Here is a 19,547-nt window from a genome sequence, read left to right as displayed (position 1 = left end):
ATTTAAAATGGAAGAAAATTTACTTATAATATTTACTCGAAACCCCGAATTGGGAAAAGTTAAAACAAGGTTAGCTAAGAAAATTGGTGCTGAAAAAGCTTTAGAGATTTACAAATTTTTGCTTCAAAAAACTAAAGAAGTAACCTCGAAAGTAACTGCAAGTAAAGTTGTTTATTATTCGGTTAAAGTTCGTGATAATGATATTTGGCCAAATGCCGTTTTTCAAAAAAAACAACAAAAAGGAACCGATTTAGGTGAACGAATGTATAATGCTTTCGAAAATGGATTTAATGATGGTTATAAAAAGATACTTATTATTGGGAGCGATTTATATGATTTAACTTCAGAAAAAATAGACAATGCCTTTAAAAGCCTAGAAAAAAATGAGGTGGTTTTGGGGCCAGCAAAAGATGGTGGATATTACCTTTTAGGGATGAAAACTATTCATAAAAACTTATTTGTAAACAAAAAATGGGGTGGCCCAACAGTTATACAAGATTCCTTAAATGACTTAGCAGATAAAAAAGTATTTTTGTTACCAATACTAAATGATATTGATATTTTCGAAGACATAGAGCATCACGAAGCATTTAAACACTTTTTAAAATAAATAGATGAAAAAAGAACAACTACTAAAAGCAATAGATTTTTTAAAAGCCAATGGTATTACAAAACCAGAAGTAGGTATAGTTTTGGGTACAGGTCTTGGAAAACTATTGGAAGAAATAAATATAGAAAAAGAAATTTTTTACTCAGAAATTCCGAATTTTCCAGTTGCAACGGTAGAGTTTCATTCTGGCAAATTAATTTATGGTTCATTGTCTAATAAAAAAGTAGTTGTAATGGCCGGACGCTTTCACTTATACGAAGGCTACACCCCGTGGGAAGTTACCTTTGGCATAAGAACTATGCATGGTTTAGGTATTAAAAATCTACTAATTTCTAATGCGGCTGGTGCCATAAACCTTCAATACAAAAAGGGAGATTTAATGTTAATCGAAGACCATATAAATTTACAAGGCAGTTCTCCTTTAGCGTTTAAAGAAGCCAAGAGTTTTGGAAACATTTTTGCAGATATGCTAGCTCCTTACTCAAAAGAAATAAATGATAAAATTATGCAAATAGCTGCATCGCAAAATATTGAATTACACAAAGGAGTTTATGCAAGTGTTTTAGGACCTCAACTAGAAACAAGAGCAGAATACAGAATGTTACAAATTCTAGAAACCGATGCTGTTGGAATGAGCACTGTGCCAGAAGTTATAGTTGCCAAACAATTACAATTACCTTGTGCAGCCATTTCTGTATTAACAGATGAATGCGACCCAAAAAATTTGCAACCTGTAAATATTGCAGAAATTATTGCTATTGCTGGTGAAGCAGAACCTAAAATGATTACACTTTTTAAAGAAGTGATTACTATATTATAAATGCAAAAATTTAACTTTCTATTTTTGACTAAATTCAGTAAATTAGCAATAGAAAAGTAGAAAAATCCGCATGAATAAATACTTAGACATTTTTAAAAGTGCCTATTCTGATTACTGGAACTATTTAAAACAAAGTGTTTTAATGGAGTTGCAGTGGGAAAATTATTTTTACGGACTTATTTTAATTTCTCTTATTGTGTGGGGACTTGAAGCTGTTTTCCCTTGGAGAAAAAACCAATCTTTATTTCGAAAAGATTTTTGGTTAGATACATTTTATATGTTCTTTAACTTCTTTTTATTAAACCTTATAGTATTAATTGCACTTTCTAACACAGCAGCTGCATTATTAAATGATGGTTTAGAAGTTATTGGTTTATCAATTAGCAGTTTACAGTTACTTAATTTAAACGAACTATCATATTTTGCTCGTATTGCAATCTTTTTTGTAGTAGTAGACTTTGTGCAGTGGTGTACTCATAGATTATTACATACTTATGAATTTTTATGGAATTTTCATAAGGTACATCATTCCGTAAAACAAATGGGGTTTGCGGCTCATTTGCGTTATCATTGGATGGAACCTGTAATTTACAATTCTTTAAAATATATTCCGCTAGCAATTATTGGTGGTTTTTCTGCACAAGATGTAGCTATAGTTCATTTTTTTAACATTACAGTTGGTCATTTAAACCATGCAAATATTAATTGGGATTATGGTTGGTTTAAATACGTGTTAAATAATCCGAAAATGCACATTTGGCATCATGTAAAAGAATTACCTGAAGACAGAAAAAAAGGCGTTAATTTTGGAATTACATTAAGTATTTGGGATTATATTTTTAAAACAAATTATATCCCTCATTCTGGTAGAGATATAGAAATAGGTTTTGATGGAGATGAGGAATTTCCAAAAACATTTGTAAAACAAGAGTTGTATCCTTTTGTAAAAAAGTAACCTAAAAATACTGCCCAATACCAAAAACTAATCCTCCGTTAGAATTGTTTTTACCATCAAAAACCTTAAAACCATAATCTACCCTAAATGTAGCATTGTATATTTTTTTACTGATAAAGCGCAGACCAATACCAGAGAAAATTCGAAGGTTTTCGCGCTCAAAAAAATCGTTTAAACTACCTCCAGGATTTCTCCAAGAACCAAAATCTGAGAAAATAGTTGTTTGAATAGCTAGCCATTTTTTATCGTAAACTGTATGTCTGTATTCGGTATTTAATACAAAACTTCCTGTACCTCTATCCACCAAAATACCTACACCTCTTAAGTTTACATTATTGTCTAAAGCAAAAGGGGCAAAAGGTGATGCTTCATTTGAAGACAAACCAAACCGCAATCTACTTGCCCAATTTCCTCTAACGCCAATAGTTTTGTAATAAAAGAAATCGTTCCAAGCAATTAGAAAGTTATTCTGAAAATTATTTTCTGTTACAACATACTGGGCGTAAAGAATATTTTTAAAACCATTCACATAAAAATAATCATAGGCTAAGTTGTTGTATTGATACATCAACTTTAAAAGGGCTTTGTTTAAGTTTAAGTTTCTTGGAACAGATGTGGGAACATCACCAGATAAAAACTGATATTTCTCTGAAAAAAAATTAATACCAAAATCTATATTATTTCTTGAGTTTAATTGTAATAATGCCAATACTTCAAATGAAATATTATTGTAAAGATAGTTGGCAGCATTGTTTTCAAAAAATAGAGGTTCTTCACTTTTCCAATTTAAATGATGCATGGCCAATCCCCAACTTTTAGAAAATAAATTAGGAGCTCTAAAATTAATAGCATAGGAATTAAAACCATTGTTTTGGTAAAAACCACCAAAAGTAATATTGCTGCCCAAAAAGTTATAATCATACACACCAACTTTGTATGAAAATTGTCTATTTGTGGCTGTCCAAATATTAACATCTGGTATTATAGTGGTATTCTCTTCAATAGTGTATACAACATTGTAACTACTATCTTCATTTAAAATTGTTGTAAAATTTGCATTTCTAACAGCTGGAATTCTTTTTAAAAAAAGGATGTCTTCTTGAAGCAATAAAGAATCTAAAGTAGTGCTTTCTTTTACGGAAATTAATCGCTTTAAGTAAGATACTTTTAACTTTGTATTGCCTGTAAAAGTAACTTCAGAAATATTTTTAATTTGACTAAATGTCAAATTATGGATAAAAATTATCAGTATTAGGGATCGAAATTTGAGAGTCATAATTATTCAACAATAAACGTTTTTTGAAGTATTAAATTTACCCAATAATCTTTACTAATACCAAATAAGAAAAACTTGTTTTCTTGGTCTATTGCCATACTTGGGGGTGTAACCGTGTGAATTTCATCTAAAACATTGGTATCGTTGTAATACTGAAATTGTTTTTCTTTTGTAATGGTTGCAGATAATACCGTATCGTCATCTAAAGAAATAATTTGAAGATATATATCGTTTTCTGCATAAACACCGTCCTGCCAAGTAAATTTTGGCTTTAATGTTTCTGGGTATTCAATGGTTACCTCGGTTAGCCATTCGGTTTGCCTGGTTAAATTTTTTGTTCTTATTGGCTTAGAAATGTAAATTTTATCTTCAGATGTATAGGTTATTAAACACCAAACTTCTTTTGAAGAATTATGAGTAAAACGTCTGAATGCACCATCAAAAACTGCTGTACTAGAAATGTTTTTACGTCTGTAATTGCTAAAATCTGTTTGATCTACCGATGTATTTTCAGTTTCATAATATCTAAAATCGAAAACACCATCTGCAGGTTGGTAATAGATGTAAGTTACTTCTTTATTATTGTTTGCAGTTGCAGCAAAAGCAAACATATTTTGTTGTTCTTTTTGTGGGTTAACGGCAATATATTCCGATAAGTTTCTGGGTATAAAATCTTCATCAATTCTTAAGCTTACCCAATTATCTTTATCTATGCCCAACACAGTAAAAGAATACACGTTATCGGCTACTAACTTTTTACTGGTGTTACTAGCTATTTTAGGTTCAATAACATTGGTTTCATCGTAAAATTTAAAATAAGTATCATTGGTAAAAGTACCTGAAATAAGGTTATTTTCAGCATCTAAAATAACTTGTAAATAGCGTTTATTATTTGTAACTATTCCGTCAGTCCATGTAAAAACTGGCTGTAAAGTTTCTGGATACGTTATAGAAACTTTTGAGGTATATTCTGTTGGAGCAGTATTATTTTTAAGTTTTATTGGGTTAGAAATATGTAATTTTCCGTTGGTCTTATAAGTAACCAAACACCAAGCCTCTGTTGTTCCTTGTCTAACAAAATGCTTAATAGCACTACCAAAAGCATCTGAACTTGTAAAACTTTGCCTTCTGTAATTCGAAAAATCATTTTCATTTACAGTTATGTTTTCAGTTTCATAATAACGAATATCGGTAGCTCCTTCCTCCAGATAATAAAAAACAGAACATACACCCACATTACCAGATGTATTTGCTGCAAATGCAGTAACTGTTGCTAACTCTCTATTTTTATTTATTTCTATGTAATCTTTTAAATTTCTTGGAAAAAAATTTTCTGTATCCTCTGAACAAGAGAAAAATAAAATTGATAGTATGAAACTAAAAAATAACTTTTTAAACCACATAAATAGTTTTTTATATTTTAAAAGTAATAATTGGCAATGCTGCATGGTTTGATAAATCTTCTGAAATACTTCCTGAAAAAATATGTGCCAATCCTTTTCTGCCATTGGTAGCAATAGCAATTACATCTGCACCAATGGAATTAGAAAAATTAATAATGCCCGACTCAATTGTTCTTGCACATACAAAATTCACGTTAATTAAGCGGTCTGTATTTCCTTCTGCCTTCATTAAAAATTGATGCGCTAAGGTATCCATTTCTGGACTTGTTTTAAAATTTTCACTTGGTAGATTTACATACAAAAGATGCTTTTTAGCTTCTAAAAAATCGAGAGTTTCTAGCATTTTCTGATAAGCTGGTATCGATTTTTCTGAAAAATCTGTAGCATAAACAAGATTATTTAACTCAATATCTTTTAATTCATTTTTAATAATTAAAACAGGAATCTCTGCATATCGAATAACTTTTTCGGTATTAGACCCCATAAAAAACTCTTTTAAACCACTTGCGCCATGCGAAGCCATAACGATAAGGTCTGCCTCTATTTCTTTTGCAATATCATTAATTTCACTAAAAATCTTGTAATGCTTAATAATAGGCACTGTTTTTATTTCTTTGAGATAATCTTTTTCTAAAAAAGTTTTAATTTTTTTCTCTGCTAACTTTAAAAAAAAGACCATCTTTTCTTGCTGATAACTAGCACTTTCAGATAAATTAAACTCTTGTATATCTAACATATGAAGTGCTACAAGAGTAGCATTTGTTTTTTTTGCTATAAGTGCTGCTGCTTTTAATGCATTTTCTGAATGTTCAGAAAAATCTATTGGAACAATAATTTTTTTCATTGAAAATAGTTTTAATCTTCCTCAAAATTAACCTAAAAATTGATTCAAATAAAAGACATTTATCATGTTTTTATTTTAGTTTTTGTAGAGTTCTTTTAATAATTTTTGTGCGGGCTTATTTTGAGGTGTAAATCGGTTGTTACTATCGCCTCCAACTTTTTCATGTTTATGAAACCATTTCCATACAAAACCCCCAGCAAACCATTCTTCATCCCAAAACTGATTGTAAATGGCTTGTAAACCGTTCGATTGAGCCTGTAAATTTACATTCCCCTCTATCCTACCCGAATTCCAAGGTTCTTTTGCCGTGTAGTTTACACTTCTATAACCAAATTCTGTAAATATTATTTTCTTCTGATATTTTTGTTGCACTCGAATAATTTCAGTTTTGTGTTTTTGCCAACCATTTTCTAAATCTATTACAGTAGGTTTTTCTTTATCGCTTAAAGGAAAATAAGCATCGATACCGATGTAATCTAATTCTTCCCAAAAAGTTACTCTCTTAAACTCATCCCAATTTGCGGCATAGGTTAGTTTCCCTTTATAAACCTCTTTAATATTGGCAATTAATTTTTTCCAAAACTGTGGTCTATTCAAGACAAATTGTTCTAATTCTGTACCAATACAAAAAACCGCTGCTCCTATTTTTTCTGCTGCTTTGGCGTATGTTAATATAAAACTAGTATATGATTTTTCTAATTTTTGCCAATTTTCTTCAGAAGACATTTTCATGTTTCCGGTAAATTCTCCTTTCCAAATCCAAATATGTGGCTTTACCATGATACCAATTTTGGCTTTCTTAAATTCTTTTGCATACTGTAAAAGTCCGTTTTCGGTTTCACCAAACCACTGCCTTTCTGTATTATGAATAATAGTTGGCGATGATAATTCTCTAACAAAACCGTAGGGCATTAAAGCCACAAAATTGCTATTAAAATTTATTACAGGGCTAATATGCTGCTTTGTTATACTATCTCTGGCAGCTACAAAACTAACGCCATTTATTTTGTTATTTTGACTAATACAAGAACTGTAAATAACAAATAGTGCCACTAAAAGAAGATTGTATGTTTTCATAAAATATCCTTCTAAAATAGTGAATTACTAGAACAATGCTCTTAAACCAATGTTAAAACTTTGTCCAAGGCCATTTGAGTTTCCTCTTACGAACTTACTGTATAATACTTCTAGATTAAAAACGGAGTTTAATTGATATTTACCACCAAAACCTACCGCAGTAAAATCTTGTGTAAAATCTCCAAAACGTTGGTAATGTTGTAAAAAACCAAGAACTGTAGCTTCGCTAGATGGAAAATAACTCATAAAAACACCTGGTGCTAAAACAAAGGTATTATTGGCAAAACTATCTTTATCTCCAAAATTATATTCGGTAGCTAACTCGGTAAACAACTGCCAATCTCCACTCGGAAAAGTATAATCATAAAAAAAACGATTTTGAAACATATAAGCGGTTTGATCTAAGAAAACACCGTCGGAATTTACTTCAGAATTGTTAACAGGAATATGAAATGCAGACTGTAAAGAAAAATTTCCAACATTTTCTAATGGTTGCCACTTTATGGCAGGAGCAAAAGAAGATAGTCCATGCCTTGAATTAACATCATTTTTAAATCCAAAAACTGTTGTAGCTGCTCTATCATTAATTGTATTAGACCTATATTCTAACAATAATCCAATATTTAAACGATTGTTTTCAGAAACTCCTGTAAAAATATCTAGGGTACTTGTAAAAAAGTTAGCTCTTGGTATTTTAGCAGAAGTGCCATTAGCATCGGCCTCTTTATTTTGAGTATACAAGTTGTTAAAAAACTTAATATCCCATTGCCCTTTACTTAATAGTTTAGATGGAGTATACGTTTGTATATTGCTCCTTGAAGAAGAATCTTCTTGAGAATAGATAGAAAATTTGACTAAAAAAAGTAAGATAAGTGTAAAAATAGGGATGCGATTTCTCATAATATTTAAATTAATTTGTTGATGTTACATAAGTCTAATGTAGGATGATTTTCTTACAAAATTTAGGAGCTGCCTATTATTTATAATAATTCTAAATTATATTTCAATATTAAGTTCTTAACTTTCGCTTCGACTTAAATAACCAATCAACTAATTATTATGGAACACATTGTTATTATTGGTAACGGAATTTCTGGTGTAACTGCAGCAAGGCATATCAGAAAAAACTCCGACAAAAAAATTACCATTATTTCTTCCGAAACTCCTTACTTTTTCTCCAGAACCGCGCTTATGTATGTATACATGGGGCATATGAAGTTTGAACACACTCAACCTTATGAAAATTGGTTTTGGGAAAAAAATAATATTGAACTAAAACAGGCATTTGTTGAAAAAATAGACACTAAAAACAAACGCATATTTCTTAAAAATGAAGAAGTATTTACCTTCGATAAATTAATTATAGCTACTGGTTCTAAACCAAATAAATTTGGATGGAAAGGACAAGATTTAAAAGGTGTTTTAGGGATGTATCATAAACAAGATCTAGAAAATTTAGAAACCTTAGCACCCGATAACAAAGCGTGTAACAGAGCTGTAATTGTAGGTGGTGGACTTATTGGAATAGAATTGGCAGAGATGTTAAGAAGCAGAAAAATACCAGTAACTTTTTTGGTTCGTGAGGCGAGTTTCTGGAATGGTGTTTTACCTGCTCAAGAGTCGGAAATGATAAACAAGCATATTCTAGACCATCATATAGATTTGAGACTAAGCACAAATTTAAGAGAAATAAAAGAAGATAAAAACGGACGCGTTTCATCTGTAATTATAGAAGAAACCGGAGAAGAGATTTTTTGTAATGTAGTTGGTTTAACCGCAGGTGTAACTCCTAATATCGATTTTTTGAAAGATTCGGACATCGAAATTGGTCGTGGTGTTAAAGTCAATCGTTTTTTAGAAACAAACATACAAGATATATACGCCATTGGAGATTGTGCAGAGCAGCATGAAGCAATAGGTAAACGAAGAAATATTGAAGCCGTTTGGTATACTGGCAGAATGATGGGAGAGGCATTAGCACAAACAATTTGCGGTAATAAAACTGCATACAAACCTGGCCATTGGTTTAATTCTGCAAAATTTTTAGATATCGAATATCAAACTTATGGATGGGTATTTAGCGAACGAAATAAAAAAGATAATGAAGTTTATTTTCAGTGGAAACATCCAACAGAAAATATTTGTATTACAATTTCTTTCGATAAAGACACTAGAAAGTTTTTAGGTATTAATACTTTTGGTATTCGAATGAGACATCAAATATTTGATAGATGGCTTACAGAAAATAAAAGTATAGAGCATGTTATAGAATATTTAGCTGATGCAAATTTCGATCCTGAGTTTTATAAACTTCATGAACCAGAAATCATTAAAAAGTTCAACTTAGAAAATAAAACCAATATTTTATACCGAAAAAAAAGCTGGCAAAGAATTTTTTCTAAAGTATAAAACGACAATTATTTTTTAATTATTTACAACCATCAAACCTAACATAAACTTATTATTTTGAAACGTATAAAACAATTCGGATTACTCCTGTTCCTTGTAGGATTAACAGCATTTATTGCTACTACTTTTACTGGTAATTTCTCTCTAAATCAAAAAGAGTTAGACAACTTTCTAGAAGCACAAAATTATAAAAATGAGCACATAAAAGGTGCTTTAGAAAAAGCTATTGTTACAGATAAAAAGTTAACTATTTTTCAATTTTCTAGTCGCGTCAGAGAAGCTTACAAAAGCGCAAATAACCATTATTACCAACTAATAGAAAAATATGATTCTGAAAAACAATGGGATAAAAAAGGAGCACAATATCAATACTTAATATTTGGCAAACCACACAGTGTAAGCTTCAATATTGCTAAAAAAGCTGGTAAGGGTTTTGCTGTTAACAACACTTTACTAGCATGGTTTTTTAGTTTTGGTTTGGGAATTATAGGAGCCCTTTTATTTATTATTCCTGATGTAATTTTATTAGGAAAACCAGGTATAAAAAACGATGGAATTTTTTTAAGCTCTGCCACTAATAGAGGTTGGATTGGCTGGTTTGCATTTGTATTTTTAGTTACGTTTTACATCTTACTATATTTCTATCCAGATTATATTGTTAACTGGGTGTTTTTAGTAGATCCTATAAGTAAATTTATAAGTGGAAATCCAGCAAGTCAATGGTTTTTGTACGGCTTTTTGTATTGTGTTGTTATGGTGGTTATGGCCGTTAGAATGTACATTAAATATCGTCATAACAAATATCAAATTTTAAGAACTACCTCTGTATTATTTTTTCAAATTGTTTTTGCTTTTCTAATTCCGGAAATACTGGTAAGATTTGAAAAACCTTGGTACGATTTTAAAAATGCGTTTCCATTAGATTACGATTTTTTCTTTCAATGGAACTTGAAAGAATTAATAAATAGTGGTGGTTTTGGACTTTTTATTTTAGTTTGGGGCATTATACTAACCATTGTAATTGTACCCTTAATGGTGTATTTCTTCGGTAAAAGATGGTATTGTTCTTGGGTTTGTGGATGTGGCGGACTTGCAGAAACACTTGGAGACCCTTACAGACAGCTTTCTAGTAAAACTCTTTTTTCTTGGAGGCTAGAGAGAATAATTATTCATAGTGTACTAATTTTTGTTTTAGTGATGACAGGCTTTGCTCTTTATACTTTTTTTTATGGTGCAGACCAAGTTTTGGGAATTAAAACACAAACAATACAAGATATTTATGGCTTTTTAATCGGTGCCATTTTTGCAGGAGTAATAGGAACAGGTTTTTATCCTATTTTTGGAAACAGGGTATGGTGTAGATTTGGTTGTCCTTTAGCTGCTTATTTAGGTTTTGTGCAGCGTTTTAAATCGAGATTTAGAATAACCACTAATGGCGGGCAATGTATTTCTTGTGGTAATTGCTCTACTTACTGTGAGCAAGGTATAGATGTTAGAGCCTATGCTCAAAAAGGAGAAAACATTGTACGTTCTAGTTGTGTGGGCTGCGGAATTTGTTCTGCTGTATGCCCAAGAGGCGTTTTAAAATTAGAAAATGGCCCAGAAAAAGGAAGAATTAATCCTACAGAAATTCTGCTTGGAAACGATGTAGACTTATTAGATTTAATGAATAAAAAATAATCAATTTCGTAACACTTACTTTAAAATAAGAGCATTGTATGTTTTCAAATAAGTTACTAAAAGAGAGGTGTTTATCACTTTTTTTACTATTCTTTACTGTAGCTTTGTGTGCTCAAAAAAAGTATGTGAAAACATTTTATAAAAATGGACGCCTAAAAACAGCGGGGTGGTTGATAAATGACTCTAAAGTTGATTATTGGAAATTCTACTACAAAAATGGAGCACTTAAAAAAGAAGGTCATTTTAAAAACAATTTAGAAACTAAATATTGGTACTTTTACGACCAAAATAATCATTTAGAAAAAGAGGGACATTATAAAAAAGGAAACCAAAATAATTGGTGGATTTTTTACGACAAAGAAGGTAATATCAATCATAAATGTCAATTACTGAACAATAAAAAAAATGGATATTGCCTAATTTACAATAAAAGAGAACTTATAAAAGCCTCTAAATATAAAGAGGGTAAAAAAATAAAAGAATGGACAGACTTTTCGGTATTTAAATCCGAAAACAATCTCAATGATTTAAGAGAATGACACCAATTATAAACGTAATTATTCCAGCACATAACGAAGAAGATGCAATTGTAAATGTAATTAATGATATTCCTAAAATAGTATCTGAAATTATATTAGTAGACAATAACTCAAATGATAATACATCAAAAAATGCTAAAAACGCAGGTGCAACCGTTTTAATAGAAAAACAAAAAGGATATGGACATGCTTGTTTAAAAGGCATGGATTATATTGCAAATAAAAGTATTAAGCCAGATATTATTGTTTTTTTAGATGGTGATTACTCAGATTATCCAGCGCAACTTTTAGAGCTTATAAAACCAATTACAGAAAAAAATATAGATTTAGTTATTGGTGCTAGAGTAAAAGAATTCAGAGAAAAAGGAGCTATGACACCGCAACAAATTTTCGGAAATTGGCTAGCAACCTTTTTAATGAAACTCTTTTTTAATGCAAAATTTACAGATTTAGGTCCGTTTAGAGCCATCAAATATCAAAAACTTTTAGCCTTAAATATGCAAGATAAAACCTATGGTTGGACCGTTGAAATGCAATTAAAAGCGCTAAAACAAAAACTTACTTATACTGAGGTTGCCATGAAATACAGAAACAGAATTGGTGTTTCTAAAGTTTCTGGTACCGTAAAAGGAAGTATATTTGCTGGCGTAAAAATTTTAAGTTGGATTTTTAAATACAGTTTTAAATAATGGTTATCAAATACATTATCATTATCATTTATTCTATTGCTTTGCTGCTTATTTTTATGTACGCTATTGCACAATTAAACCTGCTTTTTAACTACCTAAAAGCAAGGAAATTGAAAGACAAAGCAATTACGCTTAACGTTAACAACCCTTCAGAAATACCCTTTATTACCATACAATTACCAGTGTATAATGAGCTGTATGTAATGAAACGTTTGTTAAAAAACATTGCAAAAATTAAGTACCCAACAGAAAAACTTGAGATTCAGGTTTTAGATGATTCTACAGATGAATCTATCGCTACTACTGCCAAGCAAATTGCAATAATTAAAGAAAAAGGCATTGATATAAAGCACATTCAAAGAACCAATAGAAAAGGTTTTAAAGCTGGTGCCTTAAAAGAAGGATTAAAAACAGCAAAAGGAGAGTTTATTGCCATTTTTGACGCAGATTTTCTTCCTAAAAAAGATTGGTTACTACAAACTGTTGGCTATTTCAAAGATCCTGAAATTGGAGTTGTGCAAACTCGTTGGGGACACATTAACAGAAATTATTCTACCCTTACTAAAATACAAGCTTTTGCATTAGATGCTCATTTTACGTTAGAGCAAGTTGGTAGAAATAGTCAAGGTCACTTTATTAATTTTAATGGAACTGCAGGTATTTGGAGAAAAGAGTGTATTTATGATGCTGGTAATTGGGAAGGTGATACTCTTACAGAAGATTTAGACTTAAGCTACAGAGCACAATTAAAAAATTGGAAATTCAAGTATTTAGAACATGTAGAAACTCCAGCAGAATTACCAGTAATTATTAGTGCTGCAAGGTCTCAACAGTTTAGGTGGAACAAAGGAGGTGCAGAAAACTTTCAAAAAATGATGAAACGAATTTTAAAGAATAAAAACATTCCTTTAAAAACAAAAATTCATAGTTTATTACACCTTTTAAATAGCTCTATGTTTACCTGTATTTTTTTGGTAGCTGTATTAAGTGTACCTATGCTATACATTAAAAATGAACATGAACATTTAAAAATGTACTTTTTTGTGATGAGTTTTTTTGTAATAAGCTCTCTTATTTTCTTTATATGTTATTGGTTTATGTATAAAAATATTTATGGCGGTGGCATTAAAAATTTTATAAAATATATTGGTGCTTTTTTTACCTTTTTTGCAATAGCAATGGGCTTTTCACTTCACAATAGTATTGCTGTTTTAGAAGGTCATTGGGGCAAGAAAAGTGAATTTATTAGAACGCCAAAATTCAATATAAAAAATTTAAAAGATAGTTGGAAAAGTAACAAGTATATTTCTAAGAAACCCTCAGTTCATGTAATTTTAGAAGGACTATTAGCAGTCTACTTTATTTTTGGCATGTATAGCGCTTTCATCGTAGGAAACCAAGGCGGAGACTTTGGGTTGTTTCCATTTCATTTAATGTTATTTATTGGCTTTGGTTACGTATTTTTTAAATCTATTTTCTCTAAAGCTTAATGTCTTTCCTTAAAAAGTATAGCAGTTTTATAATTATTTTTCTTAGTGTAATTTGTTATACATATGTTGCTTATTTTTTAGATAGAACAAACTTTAATCTTTTAATTACAATATGGATTATTCTCTTCGGAGGTGTTTATATACTTTTAAAAAACAATCACATATCTTTTGCTAGTTTTGTACTTATTGCATTTCTTTTCAGATTAATTTTTCTTTTTTCAACCCCAAATCTATCACAAGATTTTTATCGCTTTATTTGGGATGGACGTATGCTTTTTAACGGATACAACCCATACTTATCTTTACCCGAAAGTTTTATAAAACAAGGAATATACCCTATTCCAGAAAGCGTTTTGTTGTACGAAGGAATGGGAACTTTAAACGGTAGCCATTATACCAATTACCCTCCTTTAAATCAATTATGCTTTTTTATTGCGGCGCTATTTTCTGAAAAAAGTATTTTTGGTGCAATAATAGTTCTAAGGTCTATAACTATATTGGCAGATATCGGTATCTTATATTTCGGTAAAAAACTATTAGAAAAACTTCAACTGCCAACAAAAAATATATTTTGGTATATTCTAAATCCGTTTGTAATTATTGAAATGACAGGAAATTTACATTTCGAATCTGTAATGCTATTTTTTTTACTTGCAGCACTTTACAAATTGTATCAAAAAAAATGGATATCCGCTGCAATTCTATTTTCATTTTCTATATCTATTAAATTAATACCTCTTTTATTTCTTCCATTATTTTTTAATGTATTTATAAAAAAGAAAACTTTTAAAAAAGCGAATAATTATTATAAACTAGCTACATTTTACACTATAATAGTCATCAGTAATATTATATTATTTATACCTTTTTACCATCAAAACCTAATTAGCAATTACACAAACTCTGTGGGTTTATGGTTTAAAAACTTCGAGTTTAATGCAAGTTTTTATTATATTTTTAGAGAAGTTGGTTACCTTTTTAGAGGATATAACGAAATAGCTATTATTGGTAAAATAACTCCCATATTAACAATTATTTTTTTAATATATCTCACTTTTTTTAAAGTAAAAAAACATTACATTTCTTTATTAACAGCCATGTTGTTTGGAATATCTTTTTACTACTTTACCTCTACTACCGTTCACCCTTGGTATACTGCCACACCGTTAATATTAAGTATTTTTACACGATATAAGTTTCCGGTTTTTTGGAGTTTCTTAATTATTTTATCTTACCAAGCATATGCAAATTTGCCTTGGAAAGAAAATATATGGATTGTCTTAACAGAATATGTGCTTTTGTTCTCTTTTTTATTTTATGAAATTAACAAAAATCGACACGCTAAAGAATCTATAAAATAATAAGATTACAGTTTCTATCTAGTAAGATTTTTGTATTTTAGTCTCAATTATTTTATCCTATATGAAAAGACTTACAATAAAAGATATAGCTCAAGAATTTAATGTTTCTATCTCTACAGTTTCTAAAGCTTTAAACGATAGTTATGAAATTAGCGTAAGTACAAAAGAAAAAATTCAAAAATATGCTAAAGAAAATAACTACAAGCCTAATTTCAATGCGCTTAGTCTAAAAAACAGAAAAACAAAAACCATTGGTATCATCATACCTAACATGCTAAACTATTTTTTTGCTCAAGTATTTAACGGAGTTGAAAAAGTTGCAAATGAAAGAGGGTATAAAATTATATCTTGTATATCTAATGAATCTTTTGAAAAAGAAGTCGAAACTATAGAAATGTTATCTAATGGTAGTATTGACGGCTTTATCCTTTCTCTTGCAGAAGAAAGTGTTTTAAAAAATGACTTTAGCCATTTTGAAGAAGTTATGAATAATGGAACGCCAATTGTAATGTTCGACAGAGTTGCAGAATCTATTAACTGCGATAAAGTTATAACAGATGATTTTAAAGGCGCCTCTAAAGCGGTTAAATATTTAACTAAATCTGGTAGTAAAAACATTGCATTTGTTTCTACAATAAGCAATTTAAAGGTTGGTAAAAAGAGACATCAAGGATATTTAAAAGGGCTAGAAAAAGCAGGAATCGCGGTAAACAACAACTTAATTATAAATATTTTAGACGAAGATTATAAAAATTATGAAAATATTTTAACGCCAATTTTCGACGCCCATAAAATAGACGCAGTAATTGCCACAGACGAGTCTTCTGCTATTGCAGCCATGAAAGTTGGACAAAGAAAAGGATATAAAGTTCCTGAAAATTTTTCGGTAGTATGTTTCTCAAACGGAATATTAGCAAGACATTCTAGTCCGAAAATGACAACAGTTAGCCAACATGGAGAAAAAATGGGAGAAACCGCAGCTAAACTTTTAATAAACAGATTAGAGAGTACTTCCGAGGAAAAATACGAACCTAAAACCGTAATTATAAAAACAGATTTAGTAGAGAGAAATTCTACTAAAAGAGCTTAATAAATGAGTTTTGAAAAGATAAAGTTAGTTGTTTCTGATATGGATGGGACACTTCTAAACTCAAATAATGAAGTAAGCCAACGTTTCTTTAAACTTTTTAAACAACTTCAAAATAAAAATATTATTTTTTGTGCAGTTAGCGGTAGACAATACAATAGTATCCTAGACAAACTGTATCCCATAAAAAATGATATTTATGTTATTGCAGAAAATGGTGCAATTGCTAAAAATAAGAATAAACTTCTCTTATGTAATGCAATTCCCATAGAAAAAGCAATGGCAATTATACCCATGTTAATAAATATAGATAACATAAATATTGTTTTATGTACAGAAGAAACTGCATACATAACAAGTAAAGATGAAAAATTTATAGCGACATTTCAAAAATATTACCACAGTTATAAAATTGTAGATAATTTAATAGACATAGTTTCCAAAACACCAATTTTAAAAATTGCGATTCATCATTATAACAGTACAGAAAAATTTGTGTATCCTGCAATTAAGTATTTAGAAAAAGAATTTCTCATAAAAATTTCTGGTAAAAACTGGCTAGATATTTCTACAGAAAAAGCAAATAAAGGCAATGCATTAAAATTGATTCAGCAAAAATTAAAAATTCACAAAAACGAAACTCTTGTTTTTGGAGATTACCTTAACGATTTAGAAATGTTTGAAGCCGCATCTTTAAGTTTTGCTATGCAGAATGCACATAAAGAGCTTAAAAAAGTGGCTAATTTTACCACAAAAAGTAATGATGATTTTGGAGTAGAAATAATTTTAGAGAAACTATTATCAGAAAAAAAATAAAAAACATTCTTGTAAAATATTTTTTAGCTATTTGCTAAATTTCAATAGAAACTACTAAACCTTCGTTACTTCTAACATTAAACACCGTGTCATCTTCAAAGATTAAATATTGTCCTTTTATACCAACCAATTTACCCTGATAACTTAGTGTTTTTTCAAGTTGTAAACTTTTGGGCTTTTCTGGGTATTGTAACACCGGAAAATTCAAATGAACTTCTTTACTATTATCTAAAAAATAAGGAACTACCTCATCTGGAATGTGCTGTTTTAATTGCTCGCGAACAGTAATTAAATTTACCTCTTCAATATCATTTTTTAACATTTTTCGCCAATTGGTTTTATCGGCTACAAAAGCTTTTAAAGCAACTTCGGTAATTCCTGCCAAATATCTATTTGGCGCTTCAACTATTTCTAATGCTTCGTGTGCTCCCTGATCAATCCATCGTGTTGGTACCTGACTTTTTCTTGTAACCCCAACTTTAACATTACTAGAGTTTGCTAAGTATACAATATGAGGTTTCAATTGCACCTGCTTTTCGTAGGTTAAATCTCTATCTTCTATATTTAAATGTGCTTTACTTAACTCTGGTTTCATAATCCAATCTCCTGCAGAGGGTGTATCGAAAAAACAGGATTTACAAAATCCTGTTCGATAAATTTTTCTTTCTAAATTACAATGTAAACATTGATGTCCTTCGAATTTTATAGAAAAATGTTTACTAAGAAGTTGGTTCATATTAAGAAAATCTGAATCCATATCTAAATAATACTGAATTTCAGTAGCATTTTCTGTTAGCATTTTTTTTAAAACTCCTTGGTAAATCATGGTGCAAATTTTAGTATTTTTAGATTTCAATTTTAAAACATATATTGTTCTAAAATCAACCAAACACAAACTTACAAATTTCTATGGCTTTTCAGATTATTAACTCTATAATTTCTTGGTTTTTAAAAAAGCGAAAACACCAAATAGAACTCTTTTTAAAATACCCAAATGATGTACAAAACGAACTACTTTTAAAGCTATTACAAACTGCAAAAAACACCGAATTAGGTAAAAAATATGAATTTTCTAGCATTAAAAACCATGCTGACTTTGCAAAAAATGTACCTATCCATAAATATGAAACTTTTGCTCCTTTTATAGAAAGGTGTAGAAAAGGTGAGCAAAATATTTTTTGGCCTTCCGATATAAAATGGTTTGCAAAATCTAGTGGAACTACGAATGCAAAAAGTAAATTTATTCCTGTAAGCGACGATGCACTAGAGTATTGTCACTTAAAATCCGGTAAAGATATGTTGTGTTGGTATATTAATAACAATCCGAAAACACAATTGTTTACAGGCAAAGGCTTGCGATTGGGTGGTAGTTCGGAAGTATATAAAGACAATGGCTCTTATTTTGGTGATCTTTCAGCAATAATTATAGAAAACATGCCTTTTTGGGCAGATTTTAGCTCTGCTCCAAGTCAAGAAGTCGCTTTAATGAGCGATTGGGAAACTAAAATGGATGCAATAATAGATGAAACGATTGATGAAAATATTACCAGTTTAGCGGGTGTACCAAGTTGGATGCTCGTGTTATTAAACAGAGTTTTAGAACGTACAGGGAAAAAAAATATACTAGAAGTTTGGCCAAATTTAGAAGTATACTTTCATGGTGGTGTAAACTTTAATCCTTACCGAGAACAATACAAAAAAATGATTCCGAATGCAGATTTTAAATACTACGAAATTTACAATGCCTCTGAAGGTTTTTTTGCCATACAAGACAGAAATAATTCTAAAGAGCTACTTCTAATGTTAGATTACGGAATATTTTATGAGTTTATTCCAATGACTGAATACCAAGGAGAAAATTCTAAAACTAAAACACTAGAACAAGTACAAATTGGCGTAGATTATGCATTAATAATTACCACTAACGGAGGTTTATGGCGTTATTTAATTGGAGACACTATTCGTTTTACCTCTTTAAATCCTTACCGAATTAAAATTACTGGCAGAACAAAGCACTATATTAATGTTTTTGGAGAAGAACTAAATATAGAAAATGTAGAAGATGCTTTGAAACTTGCTTGCGAAAAAACTTCTGCTACAATTTTAGACTACACTGTTGCGCCAATTTTTATGCAAGGTAAAGAAAAGGGGGGTCATGAATGGATTATAGAGTTTAAAACGAAACCAAGCTCAATTGGCTACTTTTCTGAAGTTTTAGACACTGCGTTAAAATCTATCAATTCAGATTATGAAGCAAAAAGATACTTAAACATAACTTTAATGGCTCCAAAAATACACGAAGCAAAAAAAGGATTATTTTATAGCTGGCTAAAGAAAAAAAATAAATTGGGAGGCCAACATAAAGTACCAAGACTCTCAAACTCTAGAGAGTTTATAGAAGAGTTATTAGCTTTATAAAGTAATTTAGTATAGTTTTTTTAAAGGTGGTTTGGTGCTACCCAAAATGTAAGAGGTAAACATAGAAATCATA

18 protein-coding genes are annotated in these 19,547 nt (G+C 30.0%); 12 read left to right on the top strand and 6 right to left on the bottom strand.

The window, feature by feature from the left end:
* The first annotated feature begins 7 nt into the window (after positions 1–7).
* From WHD54_RS09170 to WHD54_RS09160, 3 genes are all read left to right on the top strand, one after another.
* A complete protein-coding gene (locus WHD54_RS09170) occupies positions 8–610 on the top strand; it encodes a TIGR04282 family arsenosugar biosynthesis glycosyltransferase (protein WP_088323715.1) in 603 nt (200 codons plus the stop codon).
* A gap of 4 nt (positions 611–614) precedes the next feature.
* Entirely contained in the window at positions 615–1,430 is an 816-nt protein-coding gene (locus WHD54_RS09165) for a purine-nucleoside phosphorylase (protein WP_088323716.1), read from the top strand.
* Positions 1,431–1,500: 70 nt separating this feature from the next.
* Entirely contained in the window at positions 1,501–2,385 is an 885-nt protein-coding gene (locus WHD54_RS09160; RefSeq protein ID WP_088323717.1) for a sterol desaturase family protein, read from the top strand.
* Position 2,386: 1 nt separating this feature from the next.
* On the opposite strand, the gene WHD54_RS09155 is transcribed toward WHD54_RS09160, so the two are convergent.
* The 5 genes from WHD54_RS09155 to WHD54_RS09135 all read right to left on the bottom strand — a co-directional run bounded on the left by WHD54_RS09155 (position 2,387) and on the right by WHD54_RS09135 (position 7,885).
* The gene (locus WHD54_RS09155; RefSeq protein ID WP_233130985.1) at positions 2,387–3,613 is read right to left on the bottom strand and encodes a POTRA domain-containing protein; all 1,227 of its coding nucleotides are present in this window, start codon (positions 3,611–3,613) and stop codon (positions 2,387–2,389) included.
* Positions 3,614–3,663: 50 nt separating this feature from the next.
* Entirely contained in the window at positions 3,664–5,064 is a 1,401-nt protein-coding gene (locus WHD54_RS09150) for a hypothetical protein (RefSeq protein ID WP_143744251.1), read from the bottom strand.
* A gap of 10 nt (positions 5,065–5,074) precedes the next feature.
* Positions 5,075–5,908, bottom strand: coding sequence for a universal stress protein (locus tag WHD54_RS09145; RefSeq protein ID WP_088323719.1), 834 nt, complete (start codon positions 5,906–5,908; stop codon positions 5,075–5,077).
* A gap of 75 nt (positions 5,909–5,983) precedes the next feature.
* Entirely contained in the window at positions 5,984–6,985 is a 1,002-nt protein-coding gene (locus WHD54_RS09140; protein ID WP_088323720.1) for a glycoside hydrolase family 113, read from the bottom strand.
* A 27-nt stretch (positions 6,986–7,012) separates the two neighbouring features.
* Positions 7,013–7,885 carry a hypothetical protein gene (locus WHD54_RS09135; RefSeq protein ID WP_088323721.1) on the bottom strand — a complete coding sequence of 291 codons (873 nt, stop codon included), beginning with the start codon at positions 7,883–7,885 and terminating at the stop codon, positions 7,013–7,015.
* Positions 7,886–8,044: 159 nt separating this feature from the next.
* Here WHD54_RS09135 and WHD54_RS09130 point away from each other — a divergent pair, with 159 nt between their 5' ends.
* The 8 genes from WHD54_RS09130 (at position 8,045) to WHD54_RS09095 (ending at position 17,056) form a co-directional block, all read left to right on the top strand.
* Positions 8,045–9,394, top strand: coding sequence for an NAD(P)/FAD-dependent oxidoreductase (locus tag WHD54_RS09130; protein WP_088323722.1), 1,350 nt, complete (start codon positions 8,045–8,047; stop codon positions 9,392–9,394).
* A 57-nt stretch (positions 9,395–9,451) separates the two neighbouring features.
* Positions 9,452–11,074, top strand: coding sequence for a 4Fe-4S binding protein (locus tag WHD54_RS09125; RefSeq protein WP_088323723.1), 1,623 nt, complete (start codon positions 9,452–9,454; stop codon positions 11,072–11,074).
* Between the two features lie 125 nt (positions 11,075–11,199).
* Positions 11,200–11,613 (top strand): toxin-antitoxin system YwqK family antitoxin, encoded by a 414-nt coding sequence (locus WHD54_RS09120; protein WP_233130986.1) that lies wholly within the window; start codon positions 11,200–11,202, stop codon positions 11,611–11,613.
* Positions 11,610–12,302 carry a glycosyltransferase family 2 protein gene (locus tag WHD54_RS09115; RefSeq protein WP_088323724.1) on the top strand — a complete coding sequence of 231 codons (693 nt, stop codon included), beginning with the start codon at positions 11,610–11,612 and terminating at the stop codon, positions 12,300–12,302. Before WHD54_RS09120 ends, WHD54_RS09115 begins: the two co-directional genes overlap by 4 nt.
* Positions 12,302–13,792: a cellulose synthase family protein gene (locus WHD54_RS09110; protein WP_088323725.1), complete on the top strand. Its 1,491-nt coding sequence runs from the start codon at positions 12,302–12,304 to the stop codon at positions 13,790–13,792. Before WHD54_RS09115 ends, WHD54_RS09110 begins: the two co-directional genes overlap by 1 nt.
* 269 nt (positions 13,793–14,061) lie before the next feature.
* On the top strand, positions 14,062–15,153 hold the full coding sequence (locus WHD54_RS09105; RefSeq protein ID WP_317043150.1) for a mannosyltransferase: 1,092 nt from the start codon (positions 14,062–14,064) through the stop codon (positions 15,151–15,153).
* Between the two features lie 61 nt (positions 15,154–15,214).
* Entirely contained in the window at positions 15,215–16,243 is a 1,029-nt protein-coding gene (locus WHD54_RS09100; protein WP_088323727.1) for a LacI family DNA-binding transcriptional regulator, read from the top strand.
* Positions 16,244–16,246: 3 nt separating this feature from the next.
* Entirely contained in the window at positions 16,247–17,056 is an 810-nt protein-coding gene (locus WHD54_RS09095; protein WP_088323728.1) for a Cof-type HAD-IIB family hydrolase, read from the top strand.
* 34 nt (positions 17,057–17,090) lie between these two features.
* On the opposite strand, the gene WHD54_RS09090 is transcribed toward WHD54_RS09095, so the two are convergent.
* Positions 17,091–17,882, bottom strand: a complete 792-nt coding sequence (locus WHD54_RS09090; protein WP_088323729.1) for a DUF2797 domain-containing protein — start codon at positions 17,880–17,882, stop codon at positions 17,091–17,093.
* Between the two features lie 83 nt (positions 17,883–17,965).
* Here WHD54_RS09090 and WHD54_RS09085 point away from each other — a divergent pair, with 83 nt between their 5' ends.
* On the top strand, positions 17,966–19,474 hold the full coding sequence (locus WHD54_RS09085; RefSeq protein ID WP_088323730.1) for a GH3 auxin-responsive promoter family protein: 1,509 nt from the start codon (positions 17,966–17,968) through the stop codon (positions 19,472–19,474).
* The last annotated feature ends 73 nt before the right edge of the window (positions 19,475–19,547 follow it).

Origin of the sequence: Polaribacter tangerinus (assembly GCF_038024095.1) — a bacterium.
GTDB classification, from domain to species: domain Bacteria; phylum Bacteroidota; class Bacteroidia; order Flavobacteriales; family Flavobacteriaceae; genus Polaribacter; species Polaribacter tangerinus.
Note: the sequence above shows the minus strand (reverse complement) of the source record. Positions and strands in the feature narration are given on the sequence as shown.